Origin of the sequence: Paenibacillus sp. FSL H7-0918 (genome assembly GCF_038007025.1) — a bacterium.
Lineage (GTDB): Bacteria > Bacillota > Bacilli > Paenibacillales > Paenibacillaceae > Paenibacillus_AQ > Paenibacillus_AQ odorifer.
Genome location: NZ_JBBOWJ010000002.1, coordinates 824,615 through 846,514, shown reverse-complemented (window position 1 = coordinate 846,514; position 21,900 = coordinate 824,615). Strand labels below are relative to the sequence as shown.

Below are 21,900 nucleotides of genomic sequence, written 5' to 3'. Positions count from 1 at the left end.
GCAAGCCTACCTCACCCTCGTCACACCCACCCAAATAACCGGGCAAGCTGAGCGACAGCAAAGGTTACTCCGATGGCGATACCCAGCGGAATGACTGCTGAGAGAACGGCCCACTTCATGCTTTTTGTTTCCTTGTAAATGTTCACGAGTGTCGTACCACAAGGATAGTGGAGCAGGGAGAACAGCATCATGTTGAGTGCGGTCAGCCAGGTCCAGCCATGTGAGAGAAAGACATCTTTGATACTGCCTAAGCTGTCGATATCAACCATAGCGCCTGAGGACATATAGCCCATAAGCAGGATAGGCAATACGATTTCATTCGCAGGAAGTCCAAGAATAAAGGCCATGATGATAAAGCCATCCATGCCAAGCAAATGTGCGAACGGATCAAAGAATGCAGCCATATGATTCAGTACAGAATCGCCGCCAATAAACAGATTGCCTAGAATCCAAGTGATAATCCCGGCAGGGGCAGCAACGACGATAGCCCGAGTAAGTACGTTAAGGGACTTATCTTTGGAGGAAATAAGTATGGTCTTCCAGATTTGTGGACGGCGGTAGGGAGGAAGCTCCAATGTGTAATGTGTGGGAACCCCACGCAGCGCAGTTTTGGACATGACCCAGGAAACGGTTAAGGTAACAATGATGCCGATTAGAACCATTCCCATTAGGACGGAGGCAGTGGTGAATGTACGAAGCGCCCCTGTCGTAGCGGCTCCTGCCATAAATAAGGAAGACAATAAAATCAGCGTGGGCCAGCGGCCGTTGCAAGGGACAAAATTGTTGGTCAGTATAGCCAGCATTCGTTCACGCGGCGATTCGATGATTCGTGTGGAGAGGATAGCGGCCGCATTACAGCCGAAGCCCATGGACATGGTTAAAGCTTGCTTGCCATGACCACCTGATTTTTTGAACAGTCGGTCCATGTTAAACGCAACGCGTGGCAGATACCCGAAATTCTCAAGCAGAGCGAATACGGGGAAAAAGATCATCATCGGTGGCAGCATGACACTGATTACCCATGAGGTGCCTCGATACAAGCCAAGCACAAGCACGCCGTGCAGCCAAGCTGGGGCATGGAGAGCCTCAAATCCCGCTGTCAGATATCCTTCGATGAAGCCAAAGAAGGAAGCGAGCCAGCTAGAAGGGTAGTTAGCCCCGGCAATCGTAATCCAGAATACGACACCGAGAATGGCGAGCATGATGGGAAAACCCCAAATTTTGGAGGTCACGATATTATCCAGCTTATAAGTGCTGTTCAGTTTCTTCTTATCCCGATAAGTAACTGCATCTCCGCAGATGCCTGCGGATACGCCATATATACCACTGACAATCTCATCCCGAATGGCTCCGCCGTCAGCGAGCTTTTTTGCGGTGGACAATAGGGAATCTAGAGCGTCAGATCCCTTAGTGATAGGCAGTGACTCCATGGCCGATGACCTCCTTTGCTTCGGGTAAATCCTTGCTTTTCATATGCTCTTTAAGTGAAGTAAGCAGGCTGTCATCACCGTCCAATAAGCGCAGTGCAATCCAGCGAGCGGGATATTTGGTACCGATGGTTTGCTCTACCAATGGTGTAAGCTCGGCAATTCCCCGTTCGATCTCTTCGTTGTAACTAATCCGCAGCGGCTGCGCTGTGAATGAGCCTGTAGCCATTCGCTCCACTTGATCCAATAAGGCATCGATCCCTATTTTATTGCGCGCCGATATCGCAACGACGGGTACGCCGAGACGTTTGGAAATACTCTTCAGGTTGATGTCGATGCCCAGCTTACGTGCTTCATCAATGAGGTTGATGCAGACAACCGCCCGTCCGGTAATCTCCAGTACTTGCAAGGCAAGATTGAGATTACGTTCCAGCGAAGTAGCGTCAAGCACTACAAGTGTCACGTCTGGCTGTTCAAAAATAATATAATCTCTAGCCGCTTCTTCATCCGCGGAATTTGAGTATAGGGAGTACGTTCCTGGTAAATCTACCGCGAGGTATGAATGGTTATTGTGTTTGAATTCGCCTTCGGCAGTAATGACGGTTTTACCTGCCCAGTTTCCAGTATGCTGTCGCATGCCGGTTAGCAGGTTGAATAGTGTGCTTTTTCCGGTGTTAGGATTGCCTGCAAAAGCGACGGTGAACTGACTCATGCTTCTACACCTCCAATTAATTCTCCGAATATTAAAGAGCTTTCTTCTCTACGCAGTGCAATGGTCGTATTGCTTACCCGAAAAGCTATAGGATCTCCTAATGGACTACGCCGCAACACCTCTACGATATTCCCGACTACGAACCCGAGGTCCAGTAATCTTCTTCTAAGCACACCTTGAACTTCAATGTCGCTGATGCGCAGCGTGCTACCCTTTGCAGCCTCTGATAAAGGAATAGTTGTTCCAGTCATGAGATCCCTTCTTTCATTTATATTTTTACCGCCTACGGTTTTTATTTTGTGTATTAGAACATTTCTTGTAGTCTGGCACAACATTAGTATATGGCAACAACTTTGTCCCTGCAACAAGAATGTTTCCCTTAGGCAAAATAAAATTAAGCAAAAAAAGCCCCTGACGAAAGAGGGCTTGTACGCTCTTTTCCGCAGGGTTGAGCTTAATTCTTAATTAACATTAAAATTACGACCAGCTGCCAAAATCAAGTGTACGTCCGGTCTCGACCAAGGTTTTAATATTACTCAGAACCTGCCACCAGGCGTTGATACTGCCAGCATATGAAGGATCATCAGGATGCCATTCATCGTGGATAAGCGTAAGCTTAGTAGTTCCACCCACCGCTTCAAGCAGCCAAGATATACGCGATTCATATCTTTCTGTACCCTTATGATAGGAGGGGCCGACCTTATGCGTGAAACGAAACGCTTTTTGTGGAGTGAACTCCAGCAGAGTCCCATATACATGTATCGTTTCATCGCCATCTGCACCGGGACCAACATATTCCAGCAATTCACCTTCTTTAAAAGTGGATTGGATTACGCTCCCGTAGTAAATCTGTTTAGTACCTTCGGGAGAGATCAAAGTCTCCCATACCTGCTCAGGTGTTCCGCCAATATAAAATTCATAGTGAAGTTCTTTCATTCCTTATTCCTCCTTGGTTTGTACAATCATTTATTCCCTTAGACTTATTTACACTATACAAAAGGATCACTGACAACTACGGTCAGTGATCCTAAAATAATCATTTTAAGTTTTATAATAAGCTGCCAGATCGGTAGCTATAGCGGACAGCTTTTGTTTCAGAGCTAAAGGCTCTAGGATTCGTAGTGTTGATCCATAAGGCAACAAGAAGTAAGGCGCATAAGTCAGTAAGGAGGTCTCATCGACTTGAAAACGGGCTTGTCCGTCAATGCGCTGCACCAGCGCATGTCCAAACAGCCAATGACTGCATAGATCGTTCAGGATTCCTTCATCGGCGGCGATGACTACTGCTATGAGTTTCTCTGGAGTATTTGGTGTGGGCAGCAAGCTTTTTAACAAAAAATCACGTGCAGAGAAGTCAGCAGGACGGGCAAACAGAGCTTCTGTGCGGTGCAGTTCAGTTATTCTATCGACTCGGAAAGACCGAATTTCTTGCCTCTGATGGCAATAAGCAACGGTGTACCATTGCCCTTTCCACAGGACAAGTCCATAAGGATCAATAGCGCGGGAAGAAATCGTCTCCCCGTTTCCCTTCCGATATTCCATCTGGAGGGTATGTCCGTTCGCCGTCGCTAATTCAAGCTCTTGCAGTAGGTGGGGAAGCGGCGCAGCAGGGGAGTGGATGGTTTCTATCCCGCTCTCATGACGCTCCATCTGTTCTAATTGCTGCGCATTGCTGTACCGTTTCAGTTTGGCGATTGCTTGATCTAGAGCTTCTACATAAGGATATCCAGTTCCCCGCGCAAAGGAGGCGGCTTGCAGGAGGGAACGTTGTTCGTCGGAGTCAAAGAATAACGGGACCTCGGAAAAATGCTCCGGAAGGCTATAGCCACCACCAGGTCCACTATCCGCGATAATGGGTACGCCACTGATGCATAACGCGTCGATGTAACGATAGACAGAGCGGACACTGATCTCTAGCGCTTCTGCTAGTTCCCCGGCGGTTCTTCCCCGTTGCTTGAGCATCCAGAGAATGGATAACATGTGATCAGCCTTGGACATAAATCAGGAACCTCCTTGCCTCATTAATTAGTAATAGTTTACTAACTATAGCAAATTGCCTATTGATCAGCTAGAGAACCTTTTGGTGCTGCCATAAGTTCCAAGCCGCGAAGTACATCCAGGGTTACGATTCTTTTCAACATGGTGTTACACCATTATTTTCTTGAGACTATGAATGTACCGTGATCTCGCAATAAGGAAATAGATAGTTTGCACAACCAGAAATACAGCAGATGTAGTAAGCACGGGCACAGTTACATTTGTGATATTAATCTGTTTCAGTATCGGGCGTATCACGACAAGGGTCTGAATGGTGGCAATAATAATCGGAATATAGAAAAGCACAGAAATCTGTTTGGTAGCAGAAGCTGACATTTCTTTAGTACTTAAACCGATTTTGGACAAAGCATTATACATTTGCTTATCTGTGTTGAGCTCAGTATGAAGCTTGAAAAAGAGAAAGCTGGCGGATGATAGCGAGAAGATCAGTGCGATAAAAATTCCTATAAAGCTAAGCATGGCGGCTCCCTGTTTGGTCGATAGATAGCTGTCTGCTCGCGATCCCAGTATAGAGCTGTATTGATGGTTAGCCTTGTTAGCGGCTTTATTCCATTGGATAAGGTCTCTGGTGACAACAGCTTCAGCTGAGCTGTCATTAGGTGTAGGACCGTCCCATGCAGGGATTTTGTATAGATATCTCACATAAGGTCTCGTGTACTTCTCTGCTGAATTTGAAATCTTATGATATAAGTTGTCATCTACGATTAGAAGTGAGGTGGCCATTGGATCTACTGGATGCACCTTTGGTGTTCGTAATTCTTTTAACATCAGTTCCTCATCTTTTTGAACCTTCAAATGAATCGCTCGATTAGCAGCATAATTCTGTGAATCCATATGTGGGTTCAGCAGCAATACAGATTCTTTTTCAGACAAGGGTCCAACCTCGGACACATCCATCTGTAAGCCCAGTTGATTGAACTGTGAGCGGGAGATCAGATCAATTCCAAGTATTATTTCCTTATCGATTCCTTGAATGGAAGCAGAGATTAGATCTACTTTATTCTCTGTATACTCGACTTTAGCATTCTTTAATTTAGTGTGAATGGGCTCTAAATCTGGTGCTTCATCCTTCGGATCATAAATCGTATAACTCACAGCGAATGGGGATTTTTTATAGAGGTCTGAGTTCGCTTGATTAATCGATAAAAGAATTCCCGAAGCCATACAGGCAAGCGAGGTAACCACAGTTACAAGGAACAGCATTCTTGCATTGTCTTTAATCTTATAACTCATCTCGGAAATCCACAGCAGATTGGTTCCGCGCCACAACCGTTTGCGTCTTAGTTTTAGTAGGCGAATGCCCAATACAGATAACTGAGAGTAGAAAAAGTAGGTTCCAGCGATACCTGTGACAGCGGCGACTAACAGTGAGGACGGGGACAATTGCTTCCGAATCGCGAGAGCGCCGACGGTCAACAGTAGAAGCCCAAAGAGCGAGAACAACAAGGAGACACGGGGTTCTTTTTTAGGTTTAACATTTCCCTTAAGCAGTTCAAGAACTTGATGTTTACGAATGAACAATAATGTGAAGACCGAAATGACCAGAAATAATGAAATGAAAGAGATAGAAGTAATCATTAACGCCTTCATTGGCCAATAAAAGGGTAGTGGCTCCATGCCCATAATTGTCGTGCTTAGCAGCAAGAATAACTTGGATAAAAGCATGCCGAAAGACACACCTGTTACTATAGAGAGCAGTCCGATCAGCATGTTTTCTATAAGAATCAGCTTGTTGATCTGGCCAGGGCGTGCGCCTAAAATCATCAGTATGCCGAACTCCAGATTACGCATTTTCAGAAACGCACTAATCGAATATAGTACGAAAAAGAACGCAAAGATAAACACAATGTAAGAAGCAATTTGCATGCCGGAGGCTGAATTCGCACCCAGCGCGATGTTGGTAATACTAGGGTGATAAATAAAGACTGAATAAGAGAAAAAGATCATGACCATAAAAGCACTGCTTAAGAAAAAAGCAAAATAAGCGCGCGAATTACGGCGTACATTATTAAACGCGAATTGAGGAAAGTTCATGACTATTCCCTCCCCAGAACGAAAGTGTGTCGATAATCTTTTGGAAGAAGGCCTGACGGTTATCTCCCCGGTGAATTTCGGCTGCTAGTTTGCCGTCTTTTATAAAAACAATTCGGTTGCAGTAGCTCGCTGCCAGTGGATCATGTGTTACGAGCATTAGCGTGGTGCCTTCTTTGTGGTTAATATCCTCCAGCGATTCCATCACCATCCGCGAAGAATTGGAGTCAAGCGCACCCGTAGGCTCATCGGCCAAAATAATCGAAGGAGAGGTGATGATCGCCCGGGCAATTGCGGTCCGCTGACGTTGTCCCCCTGAAATTTCATAAGTGCGTTTGCTCAGAATATCGGTAATGTTTAAGCGTTCAGCGACTCTTTGAAGCAAGATTTCCATCTGTGAGAGCTTACGGTTATCCAAAGTCAGGGGCAGCACAATATTTTCGGCGACGGTTAATGTCTCAAGCAGGTTGAAGTCCTGAAACACAAAGCCTAGCTGTTTTCGGCGAAAGTGAGCGAGCTCTTTTTTATTCAAAAGATAAGGGTTGCTGCCATTGATATTCACTTCGCCAGAGGACGGCTGGTCGATTGTGGATACCATATTGAGCAGTGTTGTTTTACCGCTACCAGACGGTCCCATAATTCCGACAAATTCACCTTTTTCAATATTAAGATGAATATCGGTGAGGGCTTGGGTCACTATTTTGCCAGGGTATACCTTATGAAGTCCTTTGACTTCCAATACGTTCATATCATTCATTCCTTCCAATACAAAAATGATTTCATCCGCCTTATTCGGGGAACGGGTTATGTATATAATTTATAAGATCGAGAGATTAGCTGCTATGGATTTACCTTAAGGTTTCCTTACAGAGACGTTAAGGTTATGTTCGCCATTCTCCTTGTGGGGAATGGGTTGAGAGATAAGTAGCCTATAAAGAAGAAGGAGGCTTCAAAGCCATGAATAATGACGATGAAGTCCCCTCAATATTATTTCTGTAGATGATCACTGTTGCTAAAAATAAGTCGCACGCGGGTTCCTTCCCCGAGCCGGGACTGAATATCCACCTTGTGTTCGAGCCTGTTGCAAATCTCCCGGACGAGATACAGTCCCATCCCCGTCGATTCATGATAATGTCGTCCGCGGTCACCCGTAAAGTAGGGATTAAAGACCCGCTTCAGATCCTCAGGAGAAATGCCGATCCCTTGATCGGTAATATCCAGAATCGTGTCGGTGCCTACACGCTGAGCTGAGAGGGTAACGGTCTTGCCAGTACCGGAGGTATAGTTTACGGCATTGGTTAAGATTTGGGCCAGCATAAACATTAACCATTTAGCATCGCTATATACCGCGAGATTGGCATCCACCTGTACATCTACTTTTATACCCCGGCGTATGAATAGTCTGCGATTTTCGGCTACCGCCTCACTAACGGTTTTGCGCAGAAGTAACGGTTCAACTTGAAAATCATTTTCAAATCGGTCAAGTCTTGAAGTGTAGATAACCATCTCCAGCCCTCTGCGCAGACGTTCCAGTTCCTCCTGAATACTTGCGGCAGCCTCCTCTTCAAGATCCTTTAGCGTAAGCTGAATTACAGAGAGCGGGGTCTTCATTTGATGAACCCAGCGATTCATGAATACGATATGCTGATCCATCTGGCGCGCATGCGCATTCACTTGCTCCTGATACTGGCGGTCAATCAGCTGCAATAACTCATGGATAGCTTCTGAAAGAGGAGTGTCTCCTAAGGAAACAAGATGTTTTTGGAGCATGTCCATAGGTTCGCTTAATGCTGCATACAATCTCCGGTGCTGAACGTATCGGTAGCCTAGATATAGCAGTAGAACTACGGTACTCAAGGCGATTCCATAAAGCATGATAGAGATCGGTCTGTTCTCACCAGACAGCCAATACAGCAAAGGGATAAGCAGCATCTGAAGCAGATAGAATAGGATCAGTGAGATCTGGTCTCTCCAAAAAAGCCTCATGGCGTATCCTTAGAAACATTAAGCCGATAGCCAGCGCCTCTTACGGTTTCCACAATGTCGCCAAGACCGAGATCCTTGAGCTTTTTGCGGACACGGGTTATGTAGACATTTAATGTATTGTCATCTATGAAATGCTGATCCTTCCACATGAGATCGAGCAGACGCTCCCGGTTAACCACTCGTCCTTCCTTAAGCAGTAAAGCTTCCAGTAGAACCGCTTCCTTCTGGGTTAGCTCACTCGTGTGCCCGTCGTATTGGATCATATATCGTTCAGGATAGAGGATTAAACCTCCAGATTGGAGTTTATGCTCTTCTTGAGTCTGTGAGTATGAACCATATGCTCTACGTATGTGGCTGCGGATTTTGGCAAGTACAACCTCATAGTGAAAAGGCTTAGTGATATAATCGTCCCCGCCATTCTCAAGCGCCATCACCTGATCCATTCCACTATCCCGTGCAGAAATGAACAGAATCGGGCAGAGTGAGAGGGAACGAATCTGGCGGCACCAGTAGAACCCATCGTATTTAGGCAGATTGACGTCCAGTAAGATAAGGTCAGCCGAGCTTTCATTAAAAGTCTCCAGCACCCTGTTGAAATCCTCTACAATAATTGTATGGAACCCATATTTCGATAGGTACGTGCTCAGCAAGCTTGCCAGCTTGGCATCGTCCTCTATGATTAGAATCGTCTCCATATTTTCACTCCTTTGTTCAGTTATACAGTAACATGTACAAGGAAAATTATGCAAAAAGAGTACTCTTATTCGTGGTCAACGTAAGAATCTAGCTAGACTTACCGAAGGGGAATTTGGCTGATCTAAGCCTAGCTGATCTAGCTCTAGCTGGCCTAGTCTAGCTGGTCTAGCCTAGCTGGCCTAGCTCTAGCTGATCTAGCTCTAGCTGATCTACCGCTAATCGATCCAAATCTAACTGATCTAAAATCTAACTCATTTAGATCTAAGCAATCCAGATTTAGCTCAAGCAGCTTATTCAGACTTAATTGCACTTTGTACACTTATTTCTGCGTAGATAGACCCTAGAAGCCGTTTAGTTGCACTTCGTGCAGCTAAAAAGGGTGAATTCGGTGCAATTAAAGGAAAACCGGAAATTTAACTGCACGAAATACAACTAAACTAACTTTTGAAGGAGCATTCTGAGGAATAGTTGCACTAAATGCAGTTAACGGATGCGTGGAGCTCATAATTATCGCTTGGAAATAGTTGATCAGTGACTATTTCCTCCCGAAGAAGAACGCCCACTCCAAAACTTACTCTAATTGCACTTTGTACACTTATTTCTGCATAGATAGTCCCTAGAAGCCATTTAATTGCACTCTGTGCAACTAAAAAGGGTAAACTGGGTGCAATTAAAGGAAAACCAGAAATTTAACTGCACGAAATACAACTAACTATTTTTTTAAGTAACATTCTGAGGAAATAGTTGCACTAAATGCAGTTAACGGATGCGTGGAGCTCATAATTATCGCTTGAAAAAGCTTGATCAGTGACTATTTCCTCCGGAAGAAGACCGCCCACTCCAAAACTTTCTCTAATTGCACTTTGTACACTTATTTCTGCGTAGATCGTCCCTAGAAGCCATTTAATTGCACTTCGTACAACTAAAAAGGGTGAATCTAGTGGAATTAAAGGAAAACCGGAAATTTAACTGCACGAAATACAACTAAACTAACTTTTGAAGGAGCATTCTGAGGAATAGTTGCACTAAATACAGTTAACGGATGCGTGGAGCTCATAATTATCGCTTGAGAAAGCTTGATCAGTGACTATTTCCTCCGGAAGAAGATCGCGCACTCCAAAGCTTTCTCTAATTGCACTTCGTACAACTAAAAAGGGTGAATCTAGTGGAATTAAAGGAAAACCAGAAATTTAACTGCACGAAATACAACTAACTATCTTTTTAAGTAACTTTCTGAGGAATAGTTGCACTAAATGCAGTTAACGGATGCGTGGAGCTCATAATTTCCACTCGAGAAATGTTTGTTTTGTGAACGTACGGATCATATTAGGTAGTATAAAATAATAATAACTAATTATGATATATGCTTCATTTTGCATCCCCCTTAATATGAAATTAAAGAGAGGGGCGTGGAAAATGAACATTAATTTTAGAAGCTACCGTTCTGAAGATCTGCTAAAGGTACGTCATTTTCTTATACAAAGTTACAGTAAGCTAAAGACTCCAAATACCTGGCTTATAGACCGCTGGGAATTTGTTATTTTTTTTCAGGAGACGAGAAGTGGAACGCTGGAGCAGTGGGAACAAAAAGTGGGCTTATGGGAGTATGAGAATGGAGAGCTTGCAGCTGTAGTGTGCAGGGACGATGGGTTCTATTTTCAGTGTGCTGAGATGAATCCTCCGGAAAAATTACTTGAAGAAATGTTCGCTTTTGCTGAACAAAAAGCTGAGGAAGAGAACGGTGGTTACGTAGAGCTGTATGTGCCAATACCGGAGAATATGACTTCTGCGGCGGAGGTTGCTCGTAAGAGGGGGTATCATCAAACGGGTGGTAAGGAAAGCGTAAACTCCTTGCGATTGGATGAGGAATTCCCTGTGGAGCTCCCCTCTGGCTTTAGAATATGCAGCGGAGATGAGATCGAGGTTACTGCAAAAGCGCTCGGACATATCATGGCCTTCGACTATGCAGAAACGGCGGAGGCAGAGCTCACGCTGCTGCATTATGGGAATATGAGTAACGCTCCAAGCTATAATCCGCAGCTCGATCTTAGCGTTGTGAATGACACGGGCGAAGTGGTTTCCTTTTGTAATATTTTTTGGGACAGCAGCAATAGAATTGGTGCTCTGGAGCCTGTAGGCACATCCATTAACTATCGAAAGCTGGGACTGGGACGGGCGGTTCTACACGAAGGATTTAACCGTTTAAAACAACTCGGAGCTAGTAAAGTTTACGTAGGTTCTATGCAGCCTTTCTATGAGGAATTGGGCTTTACTACAGAAGTTTGGTTACAGGTGTGGGAATATTCAGGTCACACAGATTAAGTTGCACCGGCTGCCCCCGATATTGGATCTGTCAGCAGTACCTAAACTGGCAACGTACTATGAAAAATCCCCTTGATGGGTAAGTCATCAAGGGGATTTTTGGGTTTGAGCTCGGCAATCATACGCTGCACAGTAATCTCATACGTCGCACAGCAATCATACCGCCAGAGCAATTATGCGCTGCAAACTGCCTCTGATTGCACTTTGTACAATAGAATCATATATTCTTAGTAGCCATAGTCGAGCAGTAGCTGAGTCAAATCACAAAGCTCAGCACTCGCAACTAGCCGTCTGGCCCAGAGATTTTATTGATATTTGACTACAATTGCATTGCTGATCTGACGCCCAGGGGACGTAAGATATTTGCCGTTGTAGTAGAGCCCGCTGGATGCACCACCATCCAGATTCATGGCTTGATACGCTCCAGCTTGCTTCATCATTTCTGCCAGCTGTGGGATGGTGGCTCCACCAGTGGTCAGTAGAATGAGCTTATGGTCGCGTGTTAATCCGAGCGCGCTGCGTGCTCCGCCGCCGGTTAAGATTTTTGGATCTTTGAAGCCTTCTGCCGCGACATTTAGGGATACCTTGCCGTTCACAAGAAGACGCGGGCCGGCTTGAAGAGCTCCTTCCATGGAGCCGGAAGCGAAGCGGCTTGTGAATTCCAGCCCAGGAATCAGTGACGCCAGATGGTTACTGTCATAGGTAAAAATCGTCCGGCGATCCCCGGAGCTATTTTTAAGCATTTTTCCGCCGCTGACAATGTACCCGTATGGAGCTTTGTATGCTCCTTTTGTATAGGCATCAAAAAATGTTCCGTTAATCGCAACTACGGCATTATTACGTTTAGCCAGACTGCTTAGGTCCTCTACTTTTCCGACCGTATTTCCAGCCAGTACGACATCAAGTTTCACCTTAGGATGCAGCAGGGACACTGTAACCGTCTGGGCTTTGAAGGATCTGCCGCCAACTTTGAAGGTTTTACTAGCGCTGACAACTGGTGAAGAATCTGCTTTGATTAGTGCGCCGGACTGTACAGGAACAGTGGTTGCAATATCATTACTCTTAAGGGTTAATGAAGAGGCTTCCTTATCCCAGGTTAATTGAATGCCAAGCGTTGTGCTGATAAAAGACAACGGGATATATACCGTGCCATTATCACTGAAAGCAAGATCAGTTAGCGTAACCGACTTTTCATTGACGAGCGCAGCGGTTTGACCTAATGTAAGCGTTATGGTGGTGTCTGCATTCGTAATGCTTATACGTTTTTCGTTAGGATTCCATACAGACTGTATACCAGTGAAGCTATTTAAGAGACGCAGTGGTATGTATGAATGGTTATTCTTGTCCACATAGACGGTGTTTTTAGGAACTGGTGTTGCACCAACAGTGGATGGGCAAGTGGCGACAAGTGGAACGAGCAGTAAGAAGGTAAGAAACAGAGTGGACCCTAGCTTTTTCATCATAAACAATTACTCCTTATCTTGTAGCTGTTGTAAAAAACGACAAGGTTTATTATACCTCATGTTCAAAAACTTGGATAACCTTTATTTTTAAATGTTCATAGGGTGAATCTGATAGAATATAGATTATATTATTTATATTAGCACTGAAATTGCACTGAGATTAGCACAATAACCAGCACAATAACCACCACAATAACCAGCATCACAATTGCCACTAGACTCAATAGCTAAAAGGAGATTTTTATGACTACGATAGGTTTAATTCGCCATGGAAGTACCGCGTGGAATAAAGAAGGCAGAGTGCAAGGGCATACAGATAATTCATTGGATGCTGAAGGCCTGCAACAGGCACAACTACTGGCTGAACGTCTTAGCACAGAACAATGGGATTACATATATTCAAGTGATTTACTCAGAGCGCGGCAAACGGCAGAGGTTATTGCAGAAAGATTAGGCCTTGAGATCACGGGTTTAGCGTCGGGCATTCGAGAGATGTATGCGGGACTTATTGAAGGAACTACGCAGCAAGAGCGGATTGAACGATGGGGAACCGATTGGAAGACGTTAGATTTGGGTTTGGAAACTCCAGAAGCCAGCGAGCTCAGAGGCAGCGAAGTGATTGAAGAAATTGCGGCGAGACATTCAGGCAGTCATATTCTGATCGTTAGCCATGGTGCAATTTTACGCAGTAGCCTTAGAAGACTACTTCCAGAACTGGACGGCACAGTATTATTGAACAATACGTCAATTACGCGAATAACAAAATCCGAATCGGATGGCTCCTGGAACTGCGAGTTATATAATTGTGCGCGGCATTTGGAGAAAGAGTAAGTGTTCAGATAATGTTCAGAGCTTTTTTATATATTGGTATCGCAGTACAGTAAGCTAATTATTTGTAGTTCAGAAGGATGTGCGAATTAAAGGTGGTAGAGGTTCAGATTTATTTACAAACGTTAATGTCCATTATCATCGCAGGGGTTGTAGGTTATTTAGTATTGAGATTTTACCGGGATGTTGCTAGTAAGGAACCAAAACAAAGAGCGGTTTATACGGGCCTTTCCATTATAACTATCGTCGTTGGATTGTGGGCAATGCATCAGCTAGGCAAAAAAACCTTAGAAGAAACTATAGAGGTCAATGGGGGGATTTTCACTCCGTTATTGATATACGCGCTTACGATAGCTGTTTTAATGTTTTTGCTTACACGGCTGAACCTTGTTTTGGCGGAAAGAGAGCAGCTTAAGGAACTTGCCTATAAGGATGGCTTGACGGGGCTCTTAAACAAGAATGGAATGGATCACTTTTGGGATCGCTGCAAAGTAAATGAGCAACTAGCCGTATTGTTTATGGATTTGAACCGTTTCAAATCGATCAATGACAGCTTAGGACATCATGTGGGTGACTTACTGCTGCAAGAGGTGGGAGGAAGGTTAAGTCAATTCTCCAGCAAAAGAAAACGCCATATTTTCCGCATAGGCGGTGATGAATTTGTGATTGTAGCTAAAGGCTGCAATCAGAAGGAAGCGGAGCAGTTAGCGGTGCAGATTCTGGAGAAGACGACCAGACATTATCAGCTGGGAGAGCACAACCTCTTTGTATCTGCGAGCATAGGCATCAGCATTAGTCATGGCAAGGTGGATCATTTCAGGCTGCTGCACGAAGCAGATACAGCGATGTACACCGCCAAACAGCTGGGTACAGGTCGTTATTCAGTTTATAAAAATTAGTTTGTTAAGTGTAAAATATAAGCGTCAGCTCTGGACATAAATAGATGTCTAAGGCTGACGCTTTTTTTTAGGCTCCCGGTGTGTGAAACTTGTGGGGGACTTGCTTGCGTCCCTTCATCAAGAAGAGGCAGAGCAGGGCAACGGCCATACTAATCGCTGCTACATAGAACAGGATGGAGTAATCAAAAATATCAATCATTAGCCCCAGCAAAGGTGGCGAGCTGATCGCTGCCAGTGAAGAGACCAAATAATACATCCCTGTTCGAGTACCGATACTCTCCTCAGTTCCCGTTGCAACAACATAAGGATAAGAGTTGATGTTGATACAAGCCCAGAAGATTCCTCCTGTCAGGAGTAACGCTCGAAGCACCAGCAGGTCCTGTGCAAACCCAACAAGCGCAAAGACCGTCATCAGGCCACATACGCCGACGATAATGATCTTCTTTTTCCCGAATCGCCCACCCAGCCAACCGCTCGGAATAGCGAACAGCACAAAGGCAAGGGAGAAGAAGGTAAGGGAGAAGGAGGCTGCTTGTTCACTGAGGCCCAGATGGTTTTTGCCATACAATGTAAACAAGGTTTCGACCCCTTGATAAGCTACAAACCAGAAGAAAATCGCTGCCAGTAGAAAGACTGTAGTACGATCCAGCTGGCCGCGAAAGGAGACTCTGGAAGGCTTAACTATCGTCGCAGAAGGGCTCCCCGCTGTATCGGATAGAAGCGTAGGGCTTATATTCACACCATCCCGTTTTTCTTTGATGAAGCGCGATACGATAAACAGACATAACAGGGTAATCAGTCCAGCAACGAGAAATGGCAGCGCAGGATTTGATTTATAGAGGATCGAACCCACGCCGAAAGCCAGAATTGATCCGAATCCACCCATGAAATTAATTAATCCGTTAGCCTTTGTACGCTGCTCTTCAGGTGTTATGTCGGGCATGAGAGCGACGGTAGGGGAACGGTATAAACTCATGGCTAGATTCATCAGCATCATAAATAAAAGCAGTGTAAATAGTCCGGTATGAAACGGAATCAGCATAGTCAGCACGGCAGCGAAGGGCATACCGATCATAAGATAAGGCATTCTGCGTCCAAAACGCGAGGTCGTGCGGTCACTCCGATTGCCGATCCAAGGCTGCAAGAATAAGGCGAAGTAATTATCAATCGTCATCATGAAGCTGATTAGGGCCACGCTATGTACATATTTTTCGAGGAAAAAAGGTACAAATGCGTTATACAGACTCCATGTAATGCTGATGCTGAAAAAGCCGAATCCGAGCAGCCAGACTTTTTTCACACCATCACACTCCCTTGTCAGCCAGAAGTCCAGCGAGTAGGTCTGGATGATCGGTAATAATGCCTGATACACCAGCTTCAATTAAATATTTCATCCGCTCGGGATCGTTAACGGTCCAGGGATGGTAGACAACGCCATGCTTCGCCGCTTCTTCGACGAATTCAGGCAGTACTGCAAAATGATACGCATGCAACGCAGTCGCTCCAAGTGTAGCTGCATAATCCCAAGGACGATACAAGCCTTCCCCGTACAGAATTCCTGTTCTGATCTCCGGTGCCAGCGACTGACAGTAAGCTAGTGAATAATGGTTGAAGCTCGAAAAAATGACGCGATCGCTCATCTTGAAATCCCGTACGGCCGCGATCACTTTTTCCTCCATACCCGGATATAAAAAAGTGCCATTTTTAAGCTCGATATTTAGTATGGTATCTCTACCTTGCAGCAGATCTAATAAATCTTCCAGCAATGGAAGGCGCTCATCTTTGAATTCAGGTCCGAACCATGAGCCTGCGTCCACTTCCAGCAGTTCTGCGAGTGTATGATCCTTCACATAGCCGGTTCCGCTTGTTGTGCGGTTTAGAGTTTCATCATGAATGAGGACTAGGCCGCCATCCTTGGTCATTTGTACATCAGTTTCTATTCCGGTTGCACCCAGCTCAAGACCTTTGCGAAATGCTGCCATAGTATTTTCTGGACACACTGCCGACGCTCCACGATGCGCAAAATTAATGATGTTGTTCATAAGTTATTGTCCCTCCAACTTTAGTGTTTGCTATGCCCCTATAGATGGGGGCTACTTGTCATATTCCACAGAGAGTAAAGAAACCCTGTCTGGAATTTTAAATCAGTTATTCATAGCGCCATACGGGATTCGTTCCAAAAGTCCAGCTTCATAGATGCTCCGCAGCTTCAGCTCGGGCATATGAATATAACCGATATAACAATCGCATACCTTCATTCGGCAGCTTCTAACCGCAGAGAGACCCTCTAGCCCATCACGGTAAAGATTGCCTATGACCCCTCTGTCCTTATAGCAGCGTTTCACAAGCCCAGCGCCCTGTACGTAAAAAACATCTTTTCCTGCATTGCAGGCTTGGCCAAGGCTTTCATAATCCATAGCATTCACAGAAAAATGTGGATCAATCTCGCTAAGGAAGACAAAATCCTCAGCTGTATAATAATCAGGTTTATCTTTGTAAGCATTGACCCATAAGTACACGTTCTCTGGTAACGCAGAACGAAGTGAAGCTATAGCTGAAAAAGCGCTGCGTATTCCAACGCTTCCCACACTAAATGGAACGTCGTTCTCATATAAAGTCAAACATTGCGCCAGAAATTTATCCTCCCGCACTTGTCCGGGGTGGTAGGTGGCCCAAAAGGCCACTTTTTTACGATTCATCTGGGAGACGAAATCCAGGTTGGCAGAAAGGTTGGTCTGAATCGCTACCTTCTCAACATGGTCCATATTGGAGAGGGCAATCATTGCTTCTTTGTACCAGCGATGAATCAGCCCTTCGCCATAGGGATTAAAAAATATAGAAAGCCGATGACCTGCCGCACCTTGCTCAGAGGCCCACGCTACAAAGGCTTCCAGCCCCTGGCGGTCCTTGGCGAGCGTAGCTGCGCTGTCTCTTGTTTTGCCAAAAGGACAATAGGGGCAATCATAGTTGCAGGACGTGAGGGAACCGCGGTAGTAGAGGACCGCATTCATGGCAATACGAACCTTTCCATCTGCTCTCGGATCTCCCCAGAAATAAACCAATCCCCAATCGAATCAGAGTAACCCATCCCTTCGGTGGTAAGGCGCAGGATGCCATCTTCCTCCTGCCCAAGACCGGAATGAAGCAGGTTGGACAGCTCAGGATAATCGCTCCAGAGCGATTGACCGAAACGCTGGCTGTAATCTTCAAGCTTCAGCCCTTCGCTATGTAGAATCGCCTTCAGAATAAAGCGGCGTTTCTGTTCTTCAAAACTCAGCACAATCCCGTAATCCGCAGTATCGTAACGATCCGTCGCAACGTAATCAGCAATAATGCTTTCGGTTGCTTTACGGCTTACCCCATAACGGGAAGCGTAATGCACATGGCGGGTGTAGGATCTTGCTCCGCAGCCCAATCCGACCATTCCTTCTTCTTGGCAGCTATAATCGAGAATGGGTTTAGCTGTTCCTGCGTCTTCCTTGGCGAAACGACGCATGGAGTATTGGCGATATCCTCTCGCTCTAAGCAGCTGCCCAGCGGCTTTGTAGCAATCTAGGCGAATATCGTCCTGACGCTGGATATCACCTGGCTTCACAATCGTATGCTCACGGGTGTAGAGCGGATAGATGAAAATTTCCTCTGGCTCAAAGCTGATCGCTTGATTGAGCGAATATAGCCAAGAGTCGACCGTCTGCCCCGGAAGCCCGTAGATCAGATCTAAATTCAGTATGGGAAAATCATATTTCCCCAGCAGCTCTAGTGCCCGATATACCTCATCCGGATTTTGTGGGCGATAGATGGCCGCCGATTCAGCAGCGACAAAACTTTGGATGCCCATGCTGACCCGATCCACCGTATACTCTTTTAGAATATTCAGTTTCTCTTCGGTAATCGTCTCCGGTGAAGTTTCCACTGAGATGGAGGCTGTATTTGTGTCCAGTCCCATCGTATCAACGGCAATGTGGAACAAGCGGCGGAGCTGATCTGCTGCCAGCAGGGTGGGAGTTCCACCGCCGATCGCAAAACGCGCATAAGGTTTATGTCTGGTGAATTCCGCCCATTGCTTTGCTTGGCGTTCCAGGGCATCCACGTATGTGGCATGAACATTTGCGCGTTTATCAGGCAGGGTAAATAGGTTGCAGAATCCGCAGCGTGCGCCACAAAACGGAATATGCATATATAGAAAGAAAGATTCCGCAGGCTCATCACGCCAGAGTGTTTCTAGCGGCATCGGAGGCTGCAAATCCCTGTAAGCCGTTTTGTGTGGATAGGAATACAGATAAGAACGGTAAGGGTGAGCAGTAATGCTGTCTTTCCACTTGTGAAGCTCTTCTAAAGAGAAGGACGATAACGTCATATCAGTTCTCCATCCTTTCCTTGTTATAAATATTATAAAATAAACTCCCGATAAGGGACGTTCCATACCGTCTCGTGGGCAAGGCGATGCCCCTGATAGCCATCTTCCCCATAAGCGGTTCCATGATCTGAAAAAGCCAGGCAGAAGACAGGATTGCCGCGTTCCCGGAACGCATCGAACAACCGGCCCAGTTCACCGTCCACATAACGAAGAGCGGCGCGCTGGCTGTCTACGGAGTCTTTTTTAGCACCAGGTACAAAATAATGATTTGGTCCGTGAATGGCAGAGACGTTGAGGAACATAAACAATCTTTGCTCGCTAGGAGTATCCTTTAGCAGCTTCAAGGCATGGTTCACCTGATGCTCTGTGGAACGCGGATTGGTCACACCGAAGGTCATCCGCCAGTAGCTTTGCTGGAAATAGCTTGGCAACACACGAGCGAGTGGATTTTTTTTGGTGAAAAAAATAACACCTCCAATACAAACCGTGCGATAGCCCTCGGCAGCAAGTCCTGACACGATATCCGGTGTATCGAACAGCCATGTATGAGGATGCGTCTTCATTCCGGTATTTCGGGAATGGAACATACGGATATGCTCAGTCTTATCCGTTGTAGCTGGAGTAGGCAAGAAGCCGCCGAAAAAAGCGTGATGGGCCGCATAAGTAAAGCTGCCGGGAGTATGTCTTTTCTCCCAGGATCCCGTTCCGCACAGGTTCGGGCAGTTCGCTTCCTCCATAGTAGCTGCATCGTATCGAAGGGTATCAAGCGTGATCATTAGAATGTCATGGGTGCCAACGATAGTGTTCATATCCATTAAGAGGATCCTTCCTTTATAAGCGGTGTTGAGGGATGAGTAATATAGTCTCTGGCGGTCAATACCTTCATTTCCCACTCGTAGGTGCTGCAGCCACGGTATTTTACATCGTACAGCAAATCGCCAAAAGGATTAACATCGGCGACAAAACACTGCTGCGATCCTCCAGATATCAGCACGTCTATCCCGGCAACTCCAGAACGGGGAAATGCCGCCAGCGCTTGCAACGCGGTATTTCGTACCTGCTCCTGTATGAATTCTGATAAACCGGCTTCTGAAGGAGACATCCGCTGGCTGCGTAAATGCAGATTCGTAATTGGGGTGGAACTTACACGAGCAATTGCATGACAGGCCTCGCGGAGAACCACGAGCTGGCGGATATCGAAGGCTTTGCCGTTATGGCCGATCTTAGGGATCCATTGCTCGGCATAACCACCATGCCGATAAATCCAGTTAATAATGCCGGAGATCGTGGCGGTATCTGTGTATCGCCGCAGTTTACCGGAATTATAGTAAATGGGCGGTCGGGTGATGTAATTCTCGACCCCCACTGTAGTTAAGGCGATTTCGGCACCTGTAATGGGATGGAGCTGATAGGCAATCACCCCGGAAGCGGCAGAGCCGAAGGCTAGCTTAATGAATACCCGGTGCATTCGCCGGGAGATCATCATCTCACGGAGAGAGGCATAGTCGGTAGGCTGCTGTTCCTCGCCTAATGGACGAGGAATAGTGATGCCTGCCCCACTCAGAATCTGTTGTGCCCGCCGTTTATCGGTCATGGCCGCAATATCAGCGGGGTCATTTAACCATAGCGAGCCTGGACAAACCTCTTTGGCTTCGCGCTGCAGTCTAGCCAGCATGCGGCAATAACCGCGGAACCATTGTGAAGGATGATGCAGGACACCCTGCATCTCCTTCAATTGATGGGCTACCTTCACACGGAGTGGGCGCGGATCAGGTCTTTCAGCGTAGGGATGCAGCGAATCGTCAACATCAACGGTATCAGGTGCGCCAAGAGCGATTAAGGCACGTTCTACTTCAAAGCTGCTGCCAGGCGATTCCAATCTCAGCAGCGGGGGAGCCGCACTGAGATCTATTCCGTTATAAACAGCCGGCTGACTGGATAACTGCTGCTTCTGCACTTCCAGCAGATCACCTAACGATTGGCCTTGCAGAAATTCAGCGTACGATAAAATGATGGCAGGTGGCATTCCGAGATCGGAACGTGCTTGCTGAATGCCGCTAGTCCGTTTATCCCCAGGAATACCGATAACGATCATCGGCCGCATAGGGGGCTCACTCTGTGATGGAAGGATAACGCCAGTCTTCCTCATCATCGCTTTCCTGTTTGTCGCTGACATCGACAGGTAATCCACTCTGCTGCCACCGGCTGATCATCTCGTCGGACATAAAATGATGGCTTAGATTCAATGCTTTTAGTCCCTTGATTCTCTCGCTGGCAAGAAGCAATTCAGCACCTTCGTCGCTGAGGGTACCCAGAGATAGATCTAGCGTATCCAGCTGATCTAAGATAGGCGCATTTGCTACTGCACCGGCGATTTCATCTTGTATTTCGCTATTTTTTAATCCCAGATAGGTAAGTTTAGGGAACTTTCCTACTTCTATAAGAGGTAGAATATCTGCGAGGCTTCCGTCAAAGCCGTAGTTATCTACGCCAAGATATAGTTCCAGCTTACGTAAATTCGGCAATTGGCTGGCTGCAATATTTTCAAGTACGGCTTTACTTAAGCCGCCGCTAATAATTATCAGTTCCTCCAGCTTGTCATGCTTTAGCTCTGAGAAGCTCAGCTCATTCCCGCCTTGAATCGTGAGTGATTGTAATTCTGGAAAAGCAGGGAGCAGCGGTGATAGATCGCTTTGGGTAATCCATGAAATCTCGCATTCCTCATAGCCCATCTCACCAATAAAAAGCTTGCGTAAAGCAGGGAAGCTGGCGCTATGCGTAACCAGTGCCTCTACAACCTCTTCCGAGCTATTCTCGTAGGCTTGCCCCCAATCACCGATAATTAGGCTGGTCAGCGACGCACCTTCAGGGCTGCTGCTTAACTTCTCAATTGCTTCGCCAATTCTTTGACCTTCTTCGAATTCGTCGTATCCAATACTAAGCTTTACTTCCGTCATGGGTGTTCCCTCCCGGAAAAATTTAACTTCGAAAATACCCTATCATCTGTAGCCGAGGGAGTCAAATAGCTGAATATAACTATAGTTAAACTCTCCATATTATTGAGGTGAAATTTTGTGGTAGGTTTATACTAGAGGCAATTTTATTTTTTTGGAAGGAGTTA

The 21,900-nt window shown here is 46.0% G+C and carries 20 protein-coding genes; 3 read left to right on the top strand and 17 right to left on the bottom strand.

Going from position 1 to position 21,900, the window contains the following annotated elements; translation table 11 throughout:
- Positions 1-20 precede the first annotated feature (20 nt).
- The 9 genes from MHI15_RS17785 to MHI15_RS17745 form a co-directional block, all read right to left on the bottom strand.
- Positions 21-1,430, bottom strand: a complete 1,410-nt coding sequence (locus tag MHI15_RS17785; RefSeq protein ID WP_076220490.1) for a nucleoside recognition domain-containing protein — start codon at positions 1,428-1,430, stop codon at positions 21-23.
- A complete protein-coding gene (locus tag MHI15_RS17780; protein ID WP_341164658.1) occupies positions 1,408-2,139 on the bottom strand; it encodes a FeoB small GTPase domain-containing protein in 732 nt (243 codons plus the stop codon). The genes MHI15_RS17785 and MHI15_RS17780 overlap by 23 nt, the downstream gene beginning before the upstream one ends.
- The gene (locus MHI15_RS17775) at positions 2,136-2,390 is read right to left on the bottom strand and encodes a FeoA family protein (RefSeq protein WP_036679839.1); all 255 of its coding nucleotides are present in this window, start codon (positions 2,388-2,390) and stop codon (positions 2,136-2,138) included. Before MHI15_RS17775 ends, MHI15_RS17780 begins: the two co-directional genes overlap by 4 nt.
- Before the next feature lie 226 nt (positions 2,391-2,616).
- Entirely contained in the window at positions 2,617-3,075 is a 459-nt protein-coding gene (locus tag MHI15_RS17770; protein WP_076195143.1) for an SRPBCC domain-containing protein, read from the bottom strand.
- 105 nt (positions 3,076-3,180) lie between these two features.
- Complete coding sequence (locus tag MHI15_RS17765) at positions 3,181-4,137, bottom strand: helix-turn-helix transcriptional regulator (RefSeq protein ID WP_076280460.1); 957 nt, start codon at positions 4,135-4,137, stop codon at positions 3,181-3,183.
- Between the two features lie 147 nt (positions 4,138-4,284).
- Positions 4,285-6,231: an ABC transporter permease gene (locus tag MHI15_RS17760; protein WP_341164657.1), complete on the bottom strand. Its 1,947-nt coding sequence runs from the start codon at positions 6,229-6,231 to the stop codon at positions 4,285-4,287.
- Complete coding sequence (locus MHI15_RS17755) at positions 6,206-6,976, bottom strand: ABC transporter ATP-binding protein (protein WP_036679832.1); 771 nt, start codon at positions 6,974-6,976, stop codon at positions 6,206-6,208. The genes MHI15_RS17760 and MHI15_RS17755 overlap by 26 nt, the downstream gene beginning before the upstream one ends.
- Positions 6,977-7,215: 239 nt before the next feature.
- Entirely contained in the window at positions 7,216-8,214 is a 999-nt protein-coding gene (locus MHI15_RS17750; RefSeq protein WP_076187328.1) for a sensor histidine kinase, read from the bottom strand.
- Positions 8,211-8,909 carry a response regulator transcription factor gene (locus MHI15_RS17745; protein ID WP_076303434.1) on the bottom strand — a complete coding sequence of 233 codons (699 nt, stop codon included), beginning with the start codon at positions 8,907-8,909 and terminating at the stop codon, positions 8,211-8,213. Before MHI15_RS17745 ends, MHI15_RS17750 begins: the two co-directional genes overlap by 4 nt.
- A gap of 1,417 nt (positions 8,910-10,326) precedes the next feature.
- Between MHI15_RS17745 and MHI15_RS17740 the strand changes: the two genes are divergently transcribed.
- The gene (locus MHI15_RS17740; RefSeq protein WP_340012005.1) at positions 10,327-11,232 is read left to right on the top strand and encodes a GNAT family N-acetyltransferase; all 906 of its coding nucleotides are present in this window, start codon (positions 10,327-10,329) and stop codon (positions 11,230-11,232) included.
- Between the two features lie 305 nt (positions 11,233-11,537).
- On the opposite strand, the gene MHI15_RS17735 is transcribed toward MHI15_RS17740, so the two are convergent.
- On the bottom strand, positions 11,538-12,692 hold the full coding sequence (locus MHI15_RS17735) for a phosphodiester glycosidase family protein (RefSeq protein WP_076219736.1): 1,155 nt from the start codon (positions 12,690-12,692) through the stop codon (positions 11,538-11,540).
- A 246-nt stretch (positions 12,693-12,938) separates the two neighbouring features.
- Here MHI15_RS17735 and MHI15_RS17730 point away from each other — a divergent pair, with 246 nt between their 5' ends.
- Both MHI15_RS17730 and MHI15_RS17725 read left to right on the top strand, forming a co-directional pair.
- A complete protein-coding gene (locus tag MHI15_RS17730) occupies positions 12,939-13,526 on the top strand; it encodes a histidine phosphatase family protein (protein ID WP_076282062.1) in 588 nt (195 codons plus the stop codon).
- Positions 13,527-13,651: 125 nt separating this feature from the next.
- Positions 13,652-14,422, top strand: coding sequence for a GGDEF domain-containing protein (locus MHI15_RS17725; RefSeq protein ID WP_341164656.1), 771 nt, complete (start codon positions 13,652-13,654; stop codon positions 14,420-14,422).
- 67 nt (positions 14,423-14,489) lie between these two features.
- On the opposite strand, the gene MHI15_RS17720 is transcribed toward MHI15_RS17725, so the two are convergent.
- The 7 genes from MHI15_RS17720 to MHI15_RS17690 all read right to left on the bottom strand — a co-directional run bounded on the left by MHI15_RS17720 (position 14,490) and on the right by MHI15_RS17690 (position 21,736).
- Positions 14,490-15,722: an SLC45 family MFS transporter gene (locus MHI15_RS17720; RefSeq protein WP_036680370.1), complete on the bottom strand. Its 1,233-nt coding sequence runs from the start codon at positions 15,720-15,722 to the stop codon at positions 14,490-14,492.
- Positions 15,723-15,726: 4 nt separating this feature from the next.
- Positions 15,727-16,464 (bottom strand): glycerophosphodiester phosphodiesterase, encoded by a 738-nt coding sequence (locus MHI15_RS17715; protein ID WP_076129570.1) that lies wholly within the window; start codon positions 16,462-16,464, stop codon positions 15,727-15,729.
- 102 nt (positions 16,465-16,566) lie between these two features.
- Complete coding sequence (locus MHI15_RS17710; RefSeq protein WP_341164760.1) at positions 16,567-17,433, bottom strand: STM4011 family radical SAM protein; 867 nt, start codon at positions 17,431-17,433, stop codon at positions 16,567-16,569.
- Positions 17,430-18,779 carry an STM4012 family radical SAM protein gene (locus MHI15_RS17705; protein WP_341164655.1) on the bottom strand — a complete coding sequence of 450 codons (1,350 nt, stop codon included), beginning with the start codon at positions 18,777-18,779 and terminating at the stop codon, positions 17,430-17,432. Before MHI15_RS17705 ends, MHI15_RS17710 begins: the two co-directional genes overlap by 4 nt.
- Before the next feature lie 32 nt (positions 18,780-18,811).
- Positions 18,812-19,594, bottom strand: coding sequence for an STM4013/SEN3800 family hydrolase (locus MHI15_RS17700; RefSeq protein ID WP_076129567.1), 783 nt, complete (start codon positions 19,592-19,594; stop codon positions 18,812-18,814).
- Positions 19,594-20,931 (bottom strand): STM4014 family protein, encoded by a 1,338-nt coding sequence (locus MHI15_RS17695; protein ID WP_254848861.1) that lies wholly within the window; start codon positions 20,929-20,931, stop codon positions 19,594-19,596. Before MHI15_RS17695 ends, MHI15_RS17700 begins: the two co-directional genes overlap by 1 nt.
- Positions 20,891-21,736, bottom strand: coding sequence for an STM4015 family protein (locus MHI15_RS17690; RefSeq protein WP_076309565.1), 846 nt, complete (start codon positions 21,734-21,736; stop codon positions 20,891-20,893). The genes MHI15_RS17695 and MHI15_RS17690 overlap by 41 nt, the downstream gene beginning before the upstream one ends.
- Positions 21,737-21,900 lie beyond the last annotated feature (164 nt).

Excerpts from the sequence above, each read along its gene's own strand:
- MHI15_RS17715 (WP_076129570.1), bottom strand. The coding sequence starts at position 16,464 with ATGAACAACATCATTAATTTTGCGCATCGTGGAGCGTCGGCAGTGTGT.
- MHI15_RS17725 (WP_341164656.1), top strand. The coding sequence starts at position 13,652 with ATGTCCATTATCATCGCAGGGGTTGTAGGTTATTTAGTATTGAGATTT.
- MHI15_RS17760 (WP_341164657.1), bottom strand. The coding sequence starts at position 6,231 with ATGAACTTTCCTCAATTCGCGTTTAATAATGTACGCCGTAATTCGCGC.
- MHI15_RS17745 (WP_076303434.1), bottom strand. The coding sequence starts at position 8,909 with ATGGAGACGATTCTAATCATAGAGGACGATGCCAAGCTGGCAAGCTTG.
- MHI15_RS17705 (WP_341164655.1), bottom strand. The coding sequence starts at position 18,779 with ATGACGTTATCGTCCTTCTCTTTAGAAGAGCTTCACAAGTGGAAAGAC.
- MHI15_RS17765 (WP_076280460.1), bottom strand. The coding sequence starts at position 4,137 with ATGTCCAAGGCTGATCACATGTTATCCATTCTCTGGATGCTCAAGCAA.
- MHI15_RS17710 (WP_341164760.1), bottom strand. The coding sequence starts at position 17,433 with ATGAATGCGGTCCTCTACTACCGCGGTTCCCTCACGTCCTGCAACTAT.
- MHI15_RS17750 (WP_076187328.1), bottom strand. The coding sequence starts at position 8,214 with ATGAGGCTTTTTTGGAGAGACCAGATCTCACTGATCCTATTCTATCTG.
- MHI15_RS17695 (WP_254848861.1), bottom strand. The coding sequence starts at position 20,931 with ATGATGAGGAAGACTGGCGTTATCCTTCCATCACAGAGTGAGCCCCCT.
- MHI15_RS17735 (WP_076219736.1), bottom strand. The coding sequence starts at position 12,692 with ATGAAAAAGCTAGGGTCCACTCTGTTTCTTACCTTCTTACTGCTCGTT.
- MHI15_RS17770 (WP_076195143.1), bottom strand. The coding sequence starts at position 3,075 with ATGAAAGAACTTCACTATGAATTTTATATTGGCGGAACACCTGAGCAG.
- MHI15_RS17785 (WP_076220490.1), bottom strand. The coding sequence starts at position 1,430 with ATGGAGTCACTGCCTATCACTAAGGGATCTGACGCTCTAGATTCCCTA.
- MHI15_RS17700 (WP_076129567.1), bottom strand. The coding sequence starts at position 19,594 with ATGGATATGAACACTATCGTTGGCACCCATGACATTCTAATGATCACG.
- MHI15_RS17740 (WP_340012005.1), top strand. The coding sequence starts at position 10,327 with ATGAACATTAATTTTAGAAGCTACCGTTCTGAAGATCTGCTAAAGGTA.
- MHI15_RS17755 (WP_036679832.1), bottom strand. The coding sequence starts at position 6,976 with ATGAACGTATTGGAAGTCAAAGGACTTCATAAGGTATACCCTGGCAAA.
- MHI15_RS17775 (WP_036679839.1), bottom strand. The coding sequence starts at position 2,390 with ATGACTGGAACAACTATTCCTTTATCAGAGGCTGCAAAGGGTAGCACG.
- MHI15_RS17730 (WP_076282062.1), top strand. The coding sequence starts at position 12,939 with ATGACTACGATAGGTTTAATTCGCCATGGAAGTACCGCGTGGAATAAA.
- MHI15_RS17690 (WP_076309565.1), bottom strand. The coding sequence starts at position 21,736 with ATGACGGAAGTAAAGCTTAGTATTGGATACGACGAATTCGAAGAAGGT.
- MHI15_RS17780 (WP_341164658.1), bottom strand. The coding sequence starts at position 2,139 with ATGAGTCAGTTCACCGTCGCTTTTGCAGGCAATCCTAACACCGGAAAA.